The organism is Plantactinospora siamensis, assembly GCF_042434095.1.
Taxonomy (GTDB): domain Bacteria; phylum Actinomycetota; class Actinomycetes; order Mycobacteriales; family Micromonosporaceae; genus KBS50.
Genome location: NZ_JBHLUE010000001.1, coordinates 1 through 15,480, shown reverse-complemented (window position 1 = coordinate 15,480; position 15,480 = coordinate 1). Strand labels below are relative to the sequence as shown.

The 15,480-nt window shown below is 69.0% G+C and carries 12 protein-coding genes; 9 read left to right on the top strand and 3 right to left on the bottom strand.

Annotation, left to right across the window (positions count from 1 at the left end; all coding sequences use genetic code 11):
- The first annotated feature begins 1 nt into the window (after position 1).
- The 5 genes from ACFFHU_RS00060 (at position 2) to ACFFHU_RS00040 (ending at position 6,171) form a co-directional block, all read left to right on the top strand.
- Positions 2-1,774 carry a GmrSD restriction endonuclease domain-containing protein gene (locus ACFFHU_RS00060; protein ID WP_377334344.1) on the top strand — a complete coding sequence of 591 codons (1,773 nt, stop codon included), beginning with the start codon at positions 2-4 and terminating at the stop codon, positions 1,772-1,774.
- A complete protein-coding gene (locus ACFFHU_RS00055; protein WP_377334851.1) occupies positions 1,729-2,019 on the top strand; it encodes a GmrSD restriction endonuclease domain-containing protein in 291 nt (96 codons plus the stop codon). Before ACFFHU_RS00060 ends, ACFFHU_RS00055 begins: the two co-directional genes overlap by 46 nt.
- Positions 1,910-3,880 (top strand): tetratricopeptide repeat protein, encoded by a 1,971-nt coding sequence (locus ACFFHU_RS00050; RefSeq protein ID WP_377334342.1) that lies wholly within the window; start codon positions 1,910-1,912, stop codon positions 3,878-3,880. Before ACFFHU_RS00055 ends, ACFFHU_RS00050 begins: the two co-directional genes overlap by 110 nt.
- 237 nt (positions 3,881-4,117) lie before the next feature.
- Positions 4,118-4,645, top strand: a complete 528-nt coding sequence (locus tag ACFFHU_RS00045; protein ID WP_377334849.1) for an ArsR/SmtB family transcription factor — start codon at positions 4,118-4,120, stop codon at positions 4,643-4,645.
- 209 nt (positions 4,646-4,854) lie between these two features.
- Entirely contained in the window at positions 4,855-6,171 is a 1,317-nt protein-coding gene (locus tag ACFFHU_RS00040; protein ID WP_377334339.1) for an MFS transporter, read from the top strand.
- A 16-nt stretch (positions 6,172-6,187) separates the two neighbouring features.
- Here the strand turns inward: ACFFHU_RS00040 and ACFFHU_RS00035 are convergent, their stop codons facing one another.
- The gene (locus ACFFHU_RS00035; RefSeq protein ID WP_377334337.1) at positions 6,188-7,336 is read right to left on the bottom strand and encodes an EcsC family protein; all 1,149 of its coding nucleotides are present in this window, start codon (positions 7,334-7,336) and stop codon (positions 6,188-6,190) included.
- 182 nt (positions 7,337-7,518) lie between these two features.
- Here ACFFHU_RS00035 and ACFFHU_RS00030 point away from each other — a divergent pair, with 182 nt between their 5' ends.
- Together ACFFHU_RS00030 and ACFFHU_RS00025 are read left to right on the top strand one after the other, a co-directional pair.
- The gene (locus ACFFHU_RS00030) at positions 7,519-7,668 is read left to right on the top strand and encodes a hypothetical protein (RefSeq protein ID WP_377334881.1); all 150 of its coding nucleotides are present in this window, start codon (positions 7,519-7,521) and stop codon (positions 7,666-7,668) included.
- Positions 7,669-7,864: 196 nt separating this feature from the next.
- The gene (locus tag ACFFHU_RS00025; protein WP_377334335.1) at positions 7,865-10,693 is read left to right on the top strand and encodes a hypothetical protein; all 2,829 of its coding nucleotides are present in this window, start codon (positions 7,865-7,867) and stop codon (positions 10,691-10,693) included.
- Between the two features lie 120 nt (positions 10,694-10,813).
- Here ACFFHU_RS00025 and ACFFHU_RS00020 read toward each other — a convergent pair whose 3' ends face one another.
- Together ACFFHU_RS00020 and ACFFHU_RS00015 are read right to left on the bottom strand one after the other, a co-directional pair.
- On the bottom strand, positions 10,814-11,602 hold the full coding sequence (locus ACFFHU_RS00020) for a hypothetical protein (RefSeq protein WP_377334333.1): 789 nt from the start codon (positions 11,600-11,602) through the stop codon (positions 10,814-10,816).
- A gap of 117 nt (positions 11,603-11,719) precedes the next feature.
- Positions 11,720-12,400 (bottom strand): hypothetical protein, encoded by a 681-nt coding sequence (locus tag ACFFHU_RS00015; protein WP_377334331.1) that lies wholly within the window; start codon positions 12,398-12,400, stop codon positions 11,720-11,722.
- Positions 12,401-12,599: 199 nt separating this feature from the next.
- Between ACFFHU_RS00015 and ACFFHU_RS00010 the strand changes: the two genes are divergently transcribed.
- Complete coding sequence (locus tag ACFFHU_RS00010; RefSeq protein WP_377334329.1) at positions 12,600-13,118, top strand: acyl-CoA thioesterase; 519 nt, start codon at positions 12,600-12,602, stop codon at positions 13,116-13,118.
- Between the two features lie 216 nt (positions 13,119-13,334).
- A complete protein-coding gene (locus tag ACFFHU_RS00005) occupies positions 13,335-15,332 on the top strand; it encodes an acetoacetate--CoA ligase (protein WP_377334327.1) in 1,998 nt (665 codons plus the stop codon).
- The last annotated feature ends 148 nt before the right edge of the window (positions 15,333-15,480 follow it).

The following is a 15,480-nucleotide window of genomic DNA, read 5'->3' as shown; positions in this document are numbered from 1 at the left end:
GATGGACTCCAGAACACTTTCGCTCAGTAGGGTCCTGACGAACGAGGTCCGCTATACGGTTCCCCTGTTCCAGCGAAAGTATGTCTGGAACGAAAAAGACAACTGGTGGCCTCTCTGGACCGACGTCGTCGAGACGACTTGCCGGCTGATGACCGACCGGTCGAAAGGTGCTGGTGCTACCCGCCCCCACTTCCTCGGCGCCGTCGTGCACGAAGGGCTCCTGCCCAAGACGGGGCAAATGCCAGAACAGCGCATCATCGATGGCCAGCAGAGAATGACCACCTTGCAACTGCTGCTGGCTGCGACTCGTGCCGTCGCCCGCGATCGTACTCTCAATGATCAAGCAACCAGGATCGGGCGACTGATCGAGAACCCACACGACACCGTGAAGGAAGCGCACGACCGGTACAAGGTATGGCCCACAAATGCCGATCGAGACTCGTTCGAGCGGGCCATGAACGACGATCCCGACGATTCCCTCATCGGCCGCGCGTACAGCTTCTTTCGAGCGAGAGTCACCAGCTTCGTAGATGAGGCCGATGGGGGCTCGGGCTGGGACCCGGGTGAGGAGGACGACTGGACAGGTCCTTCGACAAGCAGCGAGGCTGAGTCCGCCACGGGTGAGGGTCGGCTCACTGCGTTGATCGACACATTGCGAGACCTCATTCGTGTGGTCGTGATCGAACTCGATCCGGCCGAGGACGACGCTCAGGTGATCTTCGAGACCCTCAACGCCCACGGTACTCCTCTCCTCCCTTCGGACCTCGTCAAAAACCATATGTTCAATCGGGCTCAGCTGGCGGGGCTGCCGGTCGAAGCCCTCCACGCGAAGTGCTGGGCCGACCTCGAGGACGAGTGGTATTCGCAAGAGGATGTCGTAGGCCGGACGCGCCGCCAACGCCTGGACCTTGCGATTGGCTTCTGGGCGGCCTCAGCCAGCCCGCGGGGTGCCGACGTAGCCCAGTCGCACCTGTTTTCCGCAGTCCAGGAGATAGCTCGCGCCCGCTCCGGTCCAATGTCCAGACCGGACCCAGACGGCGTTGCCTCGTTGTTTGCGGAGATTGCCCACCACGTCAACACTTGGCGGCGGCTCCGGACCGCTCCGTACAGCTCCGCCGAGGGCAGGTTCATGTCCAGGCTCCACGACCTGAACACGACGACTCCGATGCCATTGGTGTTGTGGATGGCAGCCAAGGTCGACGCTGAAGTGCCCCGCATCGAGTTCGAGCGAGCACTCGTCTCCATTGAGTCCTATCTCGTTCGTCGCGCTGCCTGTGGTCTCACCGCGAAGAACTACAACCGGGTGTTCGCAAGCGTGCTGGCCCAGGTCAAGAAGGGCAGCCCGACGACTGTGGGCATGAATGTGACCCAGAGCCTTGCCGACCTGAGCGACGACTCCTCGAGGTGGCCGAAGGATGAAGAGTTCGAGACGGCGCTCATCGAGGAGCCGCAGTACCGCCGACTTTTACGGGCGACTCGGGTGCGGATGGTACTTGAAGCATTGGAAGCGGCAATGCTCAGCTCCGACGTAGAGCAGCTGGCTCCGCCAGGCGCGAGTCTCAGCGAGGAAGATGCGCCAGGTGGCCTTGGCCGCACCAGGAAAGGGAAGCCGTTCACCCTCGAACACGTGCTGCCGCAAGCGTGGGAGGCGAACTGGCCAATCTCGCCGGACTTTCTGGTCAGGCCCGCGCGGAGGAGAAAAACCGGCGTGACGCCAAACGTGACTGCCTGGGAAACCTCACGCTGGTCACTGGCGGCAAGAACGCACAAATGAGCAACAAGCCGTGGCATACAAAAAGAAGCTACCTCCAGACCAGCTCCTTGCTCATGCTTACTCAGGGCACCATTCTGGCCATGCCTGTCACCCCTTGCGAGTCGCGCCAACACGATGCCAAGTCTCAGGAGGCCGATGAGTTTTTCGCTGGCCTTTGGGCAACCGATCCATGTATGGCAATCCGGCTCAGGGGAGCCTGCCTGGCGCAATGGGCGCTTCATGTGTGGCCTCGGCCGAAGGAGTGACGGACCCCGCTTCGCTCGGCTCATCGTTGCTGGTGTCGACGATCCGCTCGACGTCGAGGTCTTCAGTACAGATCAGTCCGCCCGATACCTGCGGTCGGCGCTTGGGGAACAGCACTCGCTTGGTGACGACGTCGAGGGCGTCGCGGCCGACCTACAGGGTCTGCCGCTCGCGCTCGCCCAAGCGGTGGCGTTTATGCTGGATCGGCAGCTGCGGTGTAGTGAGTACCGGCGCCGGTTCGCGGACCGGCGCCGGCGCCTGAGTGAGCTGTTGCCCGAGCCAGAAGCACTGCCTGACCAGCACCGCAACACGGTCGCAACTACTTGGTCACTCTCCATGGAAGCCGCGAACCAACTCGCGCCGCTCAGCGTGGCTCAGCCGCTCATGGAGTTACTCAGTTTCTGGGATCCCGACAGCATCTCAGCCGGGCTCGCGACAACAGGGGCCGCCCGGAACTGGCTTTCGTACGCAGTCAGCTTGGCTGGCGGCCCAGTCGCCGACATCGATACGATTCGTGACGGACTGCGAACGCTACACAGACTGAGCTTGTTACGTCACGACGGCGACACCGTACATGTCCATGCGCTCGTTCAGCGAGTCACTCGCGAAGGACTCGACGCCGAACGGCGCGCGTCGGTCCTTCGGGCGGCGGCTGACGCGCTGCTCGAGTATTGGCTCCGGGGAGGTCATTCAAGAAATCTTGCACTCGCAATGCGAGCCAACGCTGACGCTCTGCGCCGTCACGACCGGGGTGAGCTCGTGGGTGCGGGTGTTCACAAGGTATTGATCCTGGCTGGCACTCGTCAGGGCGAGATTGGCGATCCGCTAGGCGCTGCCGTGTACTTCGACCACCTGCTTGCTACATCGAAGCAGCTCGGGCCCGACCATTCGGATGTACTGGAGCTGCGGGGGCATGCCGCTCGATGGCGAGTGAACGCCGGCGATCCCGCCAACGCAATATCCATCCACGAAGAACTGGTTCACGACTTCGAAAACAAGCATGGGCCCGACCACGCCGGCACCATCGTAGCCCGTGCCAACCTGGCTGAATGCCGGGCCATGTCCGGTGCCTTGACCGATGCCATTCAGGAGATGGAGCAGGTGCTGGCAGACTGCGAGCGCCTGTTCGGACCACACAACGTGCACACCTCGGATGCGCGTGCTCTGCTTGGCGGCATGTACGGAGAGGCCGGGGCGGCCGAGGCCGCCCGCACCATGTTCGGTCAATTGGCGGCCGACCGGAGCGACGTCTTCGGCCCTGATCACCCATACACCCTTGCTGCGGAAGGAGCGCCTGCTCACTGGGTAATCGAGTGCGGCGATCCGGGCACAGCCATCCCATTGTTGCAGCGCCTTCTTGACGCTCGTATGCATCGACTCGGTGCCGACCATCCGGCCACACTCGCGGCCCGCGGCAACATGGCACGTGCGATGGGGGAGGCTGGCGATCGCCAAGGCGCGGCCGACGCCTTCGACGCGCTGCTTCCCGACTTCCTGCGAGTCATGGGCCCTGACCATCCGGAGACATTGACCGTCCGCAACAACTATCTGCTCTATAATTCTCTCGGCATGGACCCTGACCGGGCGGCGAATGCCTGGATGGACCTCATCGACGACAGCGTGCGCATTCTCGGCCGGTTGACCCCCGGCACCCTGACCAGTGTGCACAACTTCGGTGAATGGCTGGCCCTTACTGGCCATCTTGATCAAGCCGCCGGATGGCTGCAGGTCGCGCTCAGCGGACGGACCGAGGTCCTCGGGGCGGAACACCCACACACGTTGATTACCCGCGCGTTTCTGGCCCGAACGCTGAATGCGATGACCCGCAGCATAGCCGACATAACGGATGAAAAAGAAAGATAACAAGGACTTTTGAGTATTTGCGAGCAGTATCTCTGTGGATACGGGCACGATCGCTCCGCTTGACGGGTCAGGTTCCTTGAGAAGGGCTGGCACCCTCCGTCATCTACCTGTTCTGGGACGGCCGAGGCTGGGCGGCAGCGGGTCGGCGTTGGTCTGTGCGGGGAACGGCGGGATCATGGGGACATGGCGGAGGCGCGGCATGGCCCAGGTGTAGTGACTCTTACGGATCCGCAGGTGATGCGGGCGCTCGCTCATCCCGCCCGGCTCGCGATCCTCGAACACCTGAGTACCGAAGGAGCCAGCGTCACGGCGACCGAGTGCGCCCAAGTGGCAGGCCTGTCGCCCAGCGCTACCAGTTACCACCTGCGGGCACTGGCCCGGGCAGGTCTTCTGGAGGAGGCGCCGAATCGCGGTGACGGTCGGGAACGGGTGTGGCGAAGCGCCGTCTCGGGTTTGCTGCTCAACGTCGAGTCGAACCCGGGGGAGGACTCGTCGGCCGCGCGCCAGGCGTTGCTCGAGGCGCTGTTGGCTCGGGATGTGAGCCGGACCCGGGAATGGATCGGGCGCCTCCCCGTCGAGCCACCGGAGTGGTACCAGGCCGCGAGCTTCGTCGACCACGGCTTGTTGCTCACTGCTGCCGAGCTGGAAGGGCTGACCTCGGCCGTTCAGGCGCTGTTGGAGCCGTATCAGGGTCGTCGACGGACGGATGCTCCGCCAGATGCGCGTCGCGTCTCCCTGCTCCTCAAGGCGATTCCGGTCGACTGACGGCCCCCACCATCCCGAGGGGTCCTGATGGCCAGTCGGCGCTGGAGGTGCCGCGGTCAGGGTGCGGCCCCGCCCTCAAGCCCGAGCGCCCCAACCATGCACCTCTGCACCCGAGCACCACGGCCCGGAGTGTCTCTCCGGCCCAGCACCACAGCAGAAAATCGATCGATGCCCTTGTCTCATTAGATGCGAAGCGTTAGCTTCGAAGTATGTCCTTCACAACTGATCGGCATGTCGAGGCCGAACGCGATACGGGCGACGAGCTGCCGTCCTCCCGGTGGTCCGACGTCTACCTCAGCGCGGCGACCCGAGGGTTTTCGGCAGCTGGCGACTTCATGGCCGCCACCGCGCTCGTGTTGGCGGTCCAGGCGTCGGGTGCCGGTCGGTGGGCGCTGCCGGCGCTGCTATTGGCCGAATCCCTGCCGCTGGTGGTGCTGGCGCCGGTGACCGGTCGGCTGGCAGACCGGATCGACAGCCGTCGGCTGCTGGTCGCTGCGGCGCTCGCGCAGGCGGTCGTGTGCGCGGCGCTGGCCGGCGTCACTGAGCCCGTGCTCATGGTGCTGCTAGCCGGACTGCTCGGCTGCGGACTGGCCGTTACCCAGCCGACGCTGTCGGCGCTGACCCCGGAGATGGTCCGGCCCGCAGATCTGCCGCGGGCGAGCGCGGTGAACCAGACCGCCGCCACGTTCGGTCTGCTGGCCGGTCCGGCGCTGGCCGGCGTCCTGGTGGGCGCCTTCGGCGTACGGCCGCCGCTGCTGCTCGACGCGGCAAGCTTCCTCCTGCTGGCCGTCGGTGGCGCACTGATCCGGACTCGCCGTCGGGGGCAGCCCCGGCCAACCGCACTGGGCGAGCGGGAGGCGCAGCGCACGGCCACCCGTCGCAGCGGGATGCCCGGAGCGGGGCATTCGGCCAGCCCCCGCTGGCGTCTGCGCGCGGACCGGCTGCTGGCGGTCATTACCGCCGCCGTGGCCCTGGTGATCGCCGCGATTGGCGCGGTCAACGTCGTGGAGGTGGTGCTCGTCCGGGACACGCTCGCCGCCTCGCCCGCGATGTTCGGCCTGGTGGTGAGCGGCTGGCCCATCGGCATGCTGACCGGCTCGTGGCTGGCCGCCCGGCTGGCTCGCCGGTGGACCGGACCGGTCGCGTTGGCTCGGGCCGGCCTGGTGGCGCTCGGCGGATGCGGCCTGGCGCTGCTTACCGCCGCAGTTGTTCCGGCCGCTGAGTGGATCTTCCCGGTGTGGGTGATCGGCGGCATCGGAAACGGAGGTGTGAACGTCTTCTTCAACCTGCTCGTCGTCCGGCGTGTCCCGTCGGAGGCGCGCGGCAGCGCCTTCGCCGCCGTCGGCGCCGCCGGCCAGTTTGCCGGGATGATCGGCTACCTGATCGGGGGTGGCCTACTGGCCGTTACCTCGCCACGGGGTGCGGCTGGGCTCTGCGGCGCGGCCGGCCTGTTCATCCTCCCTGTAGCGCTGCTTGTATTGCGGCGCGTGGCGGAGCCTCGATTGGCCGGCGGCGCGGCTGAATGACCGTCCTGCTCCAGATTCAGCGCAGGTCGGGCCCGCCTTCCACGGCGAGCTCGTCGAGCACGCTGAACCCCTCCTCGGCCACGTCGTTCGGGTCGTCCATGTCCTCGACAACGAAGGCCTCGAGTGGTTCCTCGTCCAAAAGTTGAGGGTACTTCTCCAGCAGGAATCGGCGCCGGTACGCCATCTCGGCGGTGTCGACGATTCCCTCCAGGGTGGTCCAGTTGAGGGTGCCGCCGACCAGGATTCCGGCCGCCGGCACGACCTTGCCGAGCCCCTTCTTTGTGAGGGTGTGGCCGACCGACTCCGCGAACTTTCTGGCGATCTGGGAGACGACGGAATCGTTCAGAACACTCCACGCCTTGCCCCGGACCAGCGCTTGGGTGAGGCGCGAGATGTCGGCGAAAGCTGCGTTCTTCGCACCCACGGAGGCGGCCGTCCCGGCGTTGACGACGGACAGGACGAAGAGCTTTTCGGCTGGCTCTTCGGGGTCGTAGCCGTACAGCAGCGAGACATGGCCGACTGCGCGGGATGCGAGCCCGATGACGATGGCCGCGTCGCCAGCGAGAGCCCCGACGATGGCTCCCCCCGAGGGTGCCGCTGCCGCGCCAGCGGAGACCGCAGTCGCCAGCTCGCCTCCCGAGATCACCAGCCCCGCGCTCATCCCTGAGACGGCGGCAGCCGCCGGGTAGTACCAGCTCAAAGACCGTCCGCGGACCATGTGGATCTGCTCGAGGTCGAGGCGACGCAGGTCGGAGAGCTTGGTTACCTCGTGCCCGCGCTTCTGGTGAAGCTCCACCACTCGCTTGGGTGAGAGCCCGGCTCGGGAGATCTTCGCTACCGTCCGCTGCATCGAGCCCGCAGCACTGCCGCTCCAGTCTGCCGCGCTGGTGGGGAGGGCGCCGGCGGCTTTGCGAGCACCGGCGCCGATGGCGTTCGCGCCCTTGGCGACGATGCCACGGCCTCGCGACACGACTGATTCGGCTCCCGGGTGGTCTTCCAGGTACGCCGCTGCACGCCGACCGAGTGCCGCGGCGCCGTTGGACACACCCTCGCCGGCGCTGCGCAAGGCGGCCGACAGTGGTCTGCCTTTGAACCGCTGAATGTCACGCCACGCTGCAAGCTCGTACTCGGAGGGCTCTTCCACGTTGTCCAGATTAGTGACCATGGCCGTCGATCATGAACAGGCGGGCGACGGAGTGGGGCTGGCCCGATCGGCCCCGTCAAGTAGTGCAAAGCTATGAATCGACCCAGGCTTGGCATACCCGTGGCGGTTGAGCGTGTCGACCCGACCACGCTGTCCACGTCGCTCGGCAGCGGACCATTGGGCAGGGGTTCCGGGCAGCAGGCTTGCAGGCACTCTGGGAAAATCCTGGCGAGACCCCGATCTCGGTTAGTTTTCCCAGCTCAGCAGCTGTTTCCTCGTTGATCACCCGGATCTGCGAGGGCACCAACCAGGTGCAGCGGATCGTGATGGCCCGGCAGCTGCTCAAGGACTGATCGGATTCGGGGCTGCGCAGCAGAAGGGCCGTGATCGACTTTTGTCGGTCATGGCCCTTCTGGTCACCCGGCTGCCCGCCTGGCGTCGCCGTCCCCTATCGAGCGGTTTCGCTCGCTACGATGACGCCCGCCGGCGCCGTTTGGGGCGCCGCACGGGGAGGGTAACCAGATGAAACCCCTTAGAGCGGCTGCCTCCATGGCAGCCCTCGCCGTCGTGGCCGCGATGCTGACCACCGGCTCTCCGGCCTCGGCCGCCACCTCGTCCGAGGCGCCTCTGACGAGCTGGACCTATCTCGACTCGGCGAATCCGCAGACGAAGACGGTCGATGCGCCGGTGGCGCCTCCGGTCGGCACGTCCCGCGACGACGCCGGTCGGACGCACACCTACCGCTCCTACTTCACGTACGACCTGACGATGCTGAAGGGCACGGTCGTCCACAGCTCATACCTGTGGACGACCGAGAAGACGGTCGCGGACTGCTCCGTCCCGGCAACCATCGAGGTGTGGCGGACCCGCCCGGTCAAGGACACCACCACCTGGCTGCGGCCGCCCACGGAGATCGAAAGGCTGTTGACCACCAAGCGGGGCCCCGGCGTGAACTGCCCGGGCTATCTGGGCCTGGACATGGTGGCCACGCTCAACGCGGCGCTGGGCCGGCACGAGAAGAGCATCACCCTGGAGTACCGGGTCGCGGCCGAGCAGGAGGCCGACGCGCGGACCGGTCGTACCTTCGACAAGCCAGCGCTCGGCGCGACCGCGAACCATCCGCCCACGGTGACGAACCTGCATCTGGCGTACCCGGACCGACCCTGCGGCACGCTGGCCAGGCCGTCGCCGGCGGCGCGGAACACGGTTTTCGCGGCCACCGCCAGCGATGCGGACGAGGGTGACTATCCGCGGCTGCAGTTCGCGATCTGGCCGGTGGATCATCCCGATCAGCGTCGTGAATTCCATGACTACAACGGCACCGACCTGAGCCAGTACGCCGACGGCACGGTTCTGGCCTGGCAGGCGCAGGCCAACGACTACCACGACCTGGGTCCGTGGAGCAGGACCTGCTACCTCGTGATGGACCGGACCGCCCCGGCGAATCCGCCGAAGGTCACGTCGCGGACCTATCCCGAGGGCGACTCCCCGGGCGGCGGCACGGGCATCGAGGGGACGTTCCGGTTCGACGGGGCCGGAGATCGGGACGTGGTCGCGTTCGCCTGGCGGGACCCGATGGGGTCTTCCGGCCAGATCGCGGCCACCCGTCCGGGCGGCAAGGCGATCCTGGGGTACACCCCGAAGCTGCGGTTCAGCAACGACCTCTATGTCGCCTCCGTCGACGCCGCGGGCAACCGCGGGCCGGAGAAGGACTACCAGTACCGGGTCGCCGAGACGGCGCCGAACGCCGACGTCACCGTGCGAGGCGTCGGCCTGCCGAGCACGATTACGTTCATCGCGTCGAAGCCCGAGACCACCGCGTTCGGGTACCAGCTCAAGGACGGCGCGGAGGTCCGCGTCCCGGCGGTGGACGGAAAGGCGACCGGCGCCATCACCTTCACCGCCGCCGGCCAGATCGAGGTGGCCGTCCGGAGCTACGCCAGGAACAAGCTGATCGGGCAGGAGACCCTGCAGGTCTGGGTCACCGACGCCCCCGGCGTGGAGTCGGCGGAGTTCAACCTCGACCACGACCAGGTCGCTGGCACGCCCGGCTCGTTCCGGTTCACCCCGCACAGCAACGACGTCGTCGCCTACCAGTACAACCTCGACGACGAGTGGAAGACCATCCCGGCGGCGGACGACGACACCGCCGTACTCCAGTGGACGGCAACGCCCGGCTGGCATGACATGACCGTACGGTCGGTGCGGGCGGATGGGTCCACCTCGCTGGAAACGTACTACCAGTTCAACATCATCGATACCCGTCCGACGGCCTACGCCCATGACCTGAGCGACTGGCCGCGCCGGGACGGAGTCGGGGTGCCGCTGGAGATCGAGTTGGACAGCCAGCTGCCGAACCTGACCGGCTTCGTCTACCGGTTCGACGGCGGCGCCGAGCAGACCGTGTCCAATGGGGGCAACCCGTACGCCGTCATCACGGTCACGCCGACGCACGCCGGTGACAATGCCGTGGTCGTCCAGGCGCTGCTGTCGGACGGTACGCGGTCGCCCGCCACCACGTACACGTTCGGCATCTGGTCCGGTCCCGTCGTCACGCACACACCCGAGGGCAGCGGCACCGTCGGCCGGACCGCGACGTTCACGTTCCACCCGGGGCTGCCCAACGTCGCGTCCTACCGTTACTCGCTGAACAGCGCCGACGAGAAGACGATCGCGGCCGGTCCCGACGGCACCGCAACGGTCACGTACACGCCCAGCTCGTGGGGCTACAACGAGGTGCGGGTCACGAGCGTCGGTACGGACGGCGCCGAATCGGACCTGCGGATCGAGCCGTTCGATGTCCGGGACAACAAGGTCGACGTGTACAGCACCTACGACTGGTCGCGCGCCGGAATCGGCTGGACCGGATACTTCTACTTCGCCACCCAGCTGTTCGGCGAGGTGACCGAGTACCACTACCGCGTCAACGACGGCCCGGAGCAGATCCTGCCGGCCAGCACCGACGGCACGTCGACGCAGGTGGCGGTGCCGCTCGACCGCAACGGCACGAACACGCTGCACGTACAGAGCCTGACGGCGGCCGGCGACCTCTCTCCGGTGACGGACTACGACTTCACGGTCGGCACCGCACCCTACGTCGTGAGCGCCCAGTATCCGAACAGCACCTGGTCCGGCGGCGCCGGCGTCCCCGGCACCTTCGAGTTCAGCGGCGGCACCGCGGGAATCCTGTCCTTCTCCTGGCAGATTGACGGCGGCCCGGCGACGGACGTGCCGGCCGACGGCCAGGGCAGGGCGTCGATCACGTACACGCCGGCGCAGAACTTCGAGTCGCACGCCCTGTACGTGACCGGCCACAAGGCGGATGGCACGGACACCGACACCACCACGTACTACATCTACGTGTCCAACGGCGCCTGACGACGCCCGCAACGCGTCACGGCCGGTCCCTTGGCGTCAGTGTTCGGGACACCGGGGACCGGCCGCATCGTGACCGACACCTGCGGCCTGCCGGCCTCCGTGCTGGCCGGCGGGCCGCGGTCAGGCCGGTGGCACGGCCCGGCGCAGTGGCTGGAGGGCCCTGGTCAGGTCGGCGGTGTCGGCATCCCGGAACGGATCCGCCGGGCGGCCGTACGCCCGCCCCGACCCGGACCGGCCGGCGCCGCCGGGCGGCCCGAACCGCCAGGGTGGCCACGGCGGCGGCACCTCGGCGACCGCCGGGCCCGCCGGTCCCGCGCCGGGCGGCGGCGTCCAGCCGGGCGGCGGCCGCCACGGGTTCGTCGTGGCGACCGCCGGGACCGGCGCGGACAAGCCGGCGGGGGTGGGCGGGTATGCCGCTGTGGGCCCCGGGGGACAGTCCACGGTCTGGGTCGGCGCCGACCCGTCGTCGGCGGGTGACGGCGGATCATAGAGCGCGGGTGCGCCGTCGAAGCGGCGCCAGCGGCGTCCGCTGAGCACGGTGGTGAGCAGCGGCAGCCCGAGCAGCACGGCCAGCCCCTCGGCCGGTCGGATCAGGTCGCCCCCCAGCTCGAGCGGCAGCCTGCCGAGGCTCTGCCGGGTCAGCGCCGGATAGCCCGCGACCCACGCCGCGGCGCCCAGGTAGGCCAGCCCGGCCAGCGCCGGTCCGAGCGGGGACAGCCGGGGCAGCAGCAACGCCGCGAACAGGATCGCGGCGGCGGCCAGCGCGCCGAGCCCGACGAGCCGGTCCACCGCGAGATCGCCGTCGGGCCGGTTGGCCGCCCGGCCGTACGCCACGAGGCCGTAACCGGCCAGCGCCCAGACCGCGGGCGCGAGGATCAGGGACAGCAGAACCGAGTTGACGTGTCGCATCGGGCCCCCCGGGAGTTGCCTGTGGCAACCCTACGCCGGGTGATGCCCTGATTGGCGCATTGTGACGGAACCGCGGCCCGCGTGGCACCGAGCCGCCGGACCGCGGGCGATCTTCGCTCAGCGCGCGGCACTGTCTCGCCGGGTCGAGCGCGGCGGCTCCGACCATGGCGAGCCGACCTCACGGCGGGGAGCGGCGGTGCCGTCCTGTTCCGGGTAACCCAGGCTCATCGGGGCGGTCTCCGACTCGCTGCTCGGGGCGCGGAGCAGGGACCAGTCCATAGTGCGGTCGCCGTCCGTGCCGTCGGGGCCGGCGCTCGGGGCGTACCCGGCGGGCGCCGCCCAGCCCTCCCGGCCGGCCGCCTCCGCGCGGGCCAGCGGCCAGCGGCGCCACCGCTGCAGGCTGAAGGTGGCCATCAGCAGCAGCACGCCGATGAGCAGGATCGTGCCGTTCTGCAACGGCAGCCGCAGCGGCACGTGGTCGCCGAAGAGCCGCCAGCCGTCGGGCACCCGGTCCCGGACCGCGAACGGCCGGACGAACAGCCCCGCGTACGGGGCGACCAGGAGCAGGCCCGCGACCAGCGGGCCGAGCGGTGAGATCCGGAGCGACGCCAGCAGTCCGAGCACGAGGCCACCGACGGCCAGATACACGGTCGGCTCGATCAGGTTGGCCACGTTGTAGGTGCCGGCCTGGGTCCACCGGTCGAAGGTGGACGCGGATCCCTGCTGGCCGAGCGCGAGCAGGATCCAGGACACCGGGGCGGCCACCACACCGGCGAGGAAGCTCCAGAGATGTCGCATCCGCGCACCGTACCGCCTCGGGCCCGGCCGACCCAGCGAGCCGCCGGCAGCGTTTTGGCGACCGGCGGCGTTACGGACGCGGAGTGCGAGGTAGCGGGGCCGCGGCGGGCGAGGCGGCGCGGCCGTGCCGGCCGGCGAGCGCCGTCACTGTGGCGCCGGCCGGCGGAGGCGGCCGGGTCGGCCACCGTACGGTGGCGGCGTGAGCGAACAGAGCGCGGTCCCGGCGGGAAAACCCACGTCGTACTCCCGGGTGACGCTGAGCCGGATCATGACGGCCGTCGACGTCAATCTGTACGGCACCGTGCACGGCGGCGTGCTGATGAAGTTCATCGATGATGTGGCGGGGGCGTCGGCGGCCCGGCACAGCGGCGGGACGGCGGTCACGGCGGCGATCGACGAGATCGTCTTCTCCGACCCGGTCCGGGTGGGCGACCTGGTGCACGCGCACGCGCAGGTCAACTGGACGGGACGTACCTCGATGGAGGTCGGCGTCCGGGTGGTGGCCGAGCGGTGGGACACCGCGGAGGAGGCGCCGGTCCGGGTGGCCACCGCGTACCTGGTGTTCGTCGGCGTCGACGTGGCCGGCGGCCCGCGGGAGGTGCGTCCGGTGCTGCCCGAGACCCCGGCGGACGAGCGCCGGTTCCGGGAGGCCGAGATCCGCCGCGAGCACCGGCTGGCCCGCCGGGAGGCGATCCAGCGGCACCGCGGCTCGCGGTAACGGCGTCGCGCCCGGTTGTTAATAGGGGGCCCTTCCTCTACAAAAAGCGATAAGAAGGGGCCCTTCCTTGCGCTGCCCACACGTTGGCGGGGCGATGGGTGTGGGTTGGCCACGCGTCGGGGGTGGCGTACCGGGTCGCAGAATGGCCGTCCGGGTACGGCAAGATGGCGTCGGGCGGGCACAACGGCGTACCGGCCCGCGGGGAGGGATGGAACAGTGGGTGACGTTCTCTGGACGCCGTCCGACGAGGTCCGCGAGCGGTCCCGGATCGGCCACTACCTGCGCTGGCTGCGGGACGAGCGGGGGCTGGCCCTCGACTCGTACGACGAGCTGTGGCAGTGGTCGGTCACCGACCTGTCCGCCTTCTGGCAGTCGATCTGGGACTACTTCGACGTCGTCGCCCACACCCCGGCGCAGCGGACGATGGCCGGCGACACCATGCCGGGCGTCCGCTGGTTTCCCGGCGCCACCCTCAACTACGCCGAGAACGTGCTGCGGATGCCGGGCATCGGCGATGACGAGCCGGCGGTGATCGGCTACAGCCAGAGCCGCCCGCCGGTCACCCGCACCGCGGCCGAACTGCGCGAGGACGTCCGCCGGGTGCGCGCCGGGCTGCGCCGGCTCGGGGTCGGCCCCGGGGACCGGGTGGCCGCGTACGCGCCGAACATCCCCGAGACGTACGTGCTGCTGCTGGCCACCGCGAGCCTGGGGGCGATCTTCTCGTCCTGCGCGCCGGAGTTCGGCACCCGCAGCGTGACCGACCGGTGGCGGCAGATCGAGCCCACCGTCCTGGTGGCCGTGGACGGCTACCGGTACGGCGACAAGCCCGTCGACCGGCGCGCCGAGGTGGCCGCCATCCGGTCCGCGCTGCCGTCGCTCCGGCACACGGTGCTGCTGCCGTACCTCGACCCGGCGGCCGCGCCGGCCGACGGCGCGCTGCCCTGGTCGGAGCTGGCGGCCGAGACGGACGAGCCGCTGGCGTTCGAGGCCGTGCCGTTCGACCATCCGCTGTACGTGCTGTATTCCTCCGGCACCACCGGGCTGCCCAAGCCGATCGTGCACGGGCACGGCGGGATCTTGCTGGAACACCTGAAGATGCTGGCCCTGCACCACGATCTCGGCCCGGGTGACCGGTTCTTCTGGTTCTCCACCACCGGCTGGATGATGTGGAACTTCCTGGCCTCCGGGCCGGCGGTGGGGTCGGCCATCGTGCTCTTCGACGGCAACCCCGGGGTCCGGGCCGAGGCCGGCCGGCCGGCCGAGCCGGACCTGGGCGCGCTGTGGCGGATGGCCGCCGATGCCGGGATCACCTACTTCGGCACGTCGGCGCCGTTCCTGCTGGCCTGCCGCAAGGCCGAGCTGCGCCCGCGGGACCTGGCCGACCTCTCGGCGCTGCGCGGGCTGGGCTCCACCGGCGCGCCGCTGCCGGCCGAGGGCTTCCGGTGGGTGTACGAGGCGGTCAGCGACACCCTCCAGCTGCAGTCGCTGTCCGGCGGCACGGACGTGTGCACCGGTTTCGTGGGCGGGGTGCCGCTGCTCCCGGTGCGGGCCGGTGAGATCGCCTGCCGCTGCCTCGGCGCCCGGGTGGAGGCCCGGTCGGCGGACGGGACCCCGGTGCTGAACCAGCTCGGTGAGCTGGTGATCACCGCGCCCATGCCGAGCATGCCGGTGGGGTTCTGGAACGACCCGGACGGCCGGCGGTACCGGGAGGCGTACTTCGACGTCTATCCGGGGGTGTGGCGGCACGGCGACTGGATCACCATCAACGAGCACGGCGGCTGTGTCATCACCGGCCGGTCGGACGCCACCCTGAACCGTGGCGGGGTCCGGCTGGGCACGGCCGAGTTCTACTCCGTGGTGGAGGGGCTGGACGAGGTCGTCGACTCGGTGGTGGTGCACCTGGAGGACAATGAGGGCGGCGCCGGCGAGTTGCTGCTGTTCGTGGTGCTGGCCGAGGGTCTGGAGCTGGACGACGGGCTGCGCCGGAAGATCGTCCGCGAGCTGCGTACGGCGCTGTCGCCGCGGCACGTTCCGGACGAGATCTACCAGGTCCGGGCCGTGCCCCGGACGCTGTCGGCGAAAAAGCTGGAGGTGCCGGTCAAGAAGATCCTCACCGGTACGCCGGTGGACGCGGCGGCCGCCACCGGCGCGCTGGCGAACCCCGATTCGCTGACCGCCTTCGAGCAGCTGGCCCGGCGCCGCGCCGCGCACTGACGGAGAAGGAAGGGCCCCTTCTTATCGCTTTTTGGGCTCTTGTGACGTTGTCGTGGGTGGGTTGAGCATGTCGTAGCAGCGCACGCCGTTCTCCGGCCTACGGTTCCGGTTGTCGAGACTGGAATCGGGCATAACGGAGAACGGCGTG

Bases quoted from the DNA above. Each gene is read 5' to 3' on its own strand.
- ACFFHU_RS00045 (WP_377334849.1), top strand. From the start codon at position 4,118: ATGCGGGCGCTCGCTCATCCCGCCCGGCTCGCGATCCTCGAACACCTG.
- ACFFHU_RS00020 (WP_377334333.1), bottom strand. From the start codon at position 11,602: ATGCGACACGTCAACTCGGTTCTGCTGTCCCTGATCCTCGCGCCCGCG.
- ACFFHU_RS00015 (WP_377334331.1), bottom strand. From the start codon at position 12,400: ATGCGACATCTCTGGAGCTTCCTCGCCGGTGTGGTGGCCGCCCCGGTG.
- ACFFHU_RS00025 (WP_377334335.1), top strand. From the start codon at position 7,865: ATGGCAGCCCTCGCCGTCGTGGCCGCGATGCTGACCACCGGCTCTCCG.
- ACFFHU_RS00060 (WP_377334344.1), top strand. From the start codon at position 2: ATGGACTCCAGAACACTTTCGCTCAGTAGGGTCCTGACGAACGAGGTC.
- ACFFHU_RS00040 (WP_377334339.1), top strand. From the start codon at position 4,855: ATGTCCTTCACAACTGATCGGCATGTCGAGGCCGAACGCGATACGGGC.
- ACFFHU_RS00050 (WP_377334342.1), top strand. From the start codon at position 1,910: ATGAGTTTTTCGCTGGCCTTTGGGCAACCGATCCATGTATGGCAATCC.
- ACFFHU_RS00035 (WP_377334337.1), bottom strand. From the start codon at position 7,336: ATGGTCACTAATCTGGACAACGTGGAAGAGCCCTCCGAGTACGAGCTT.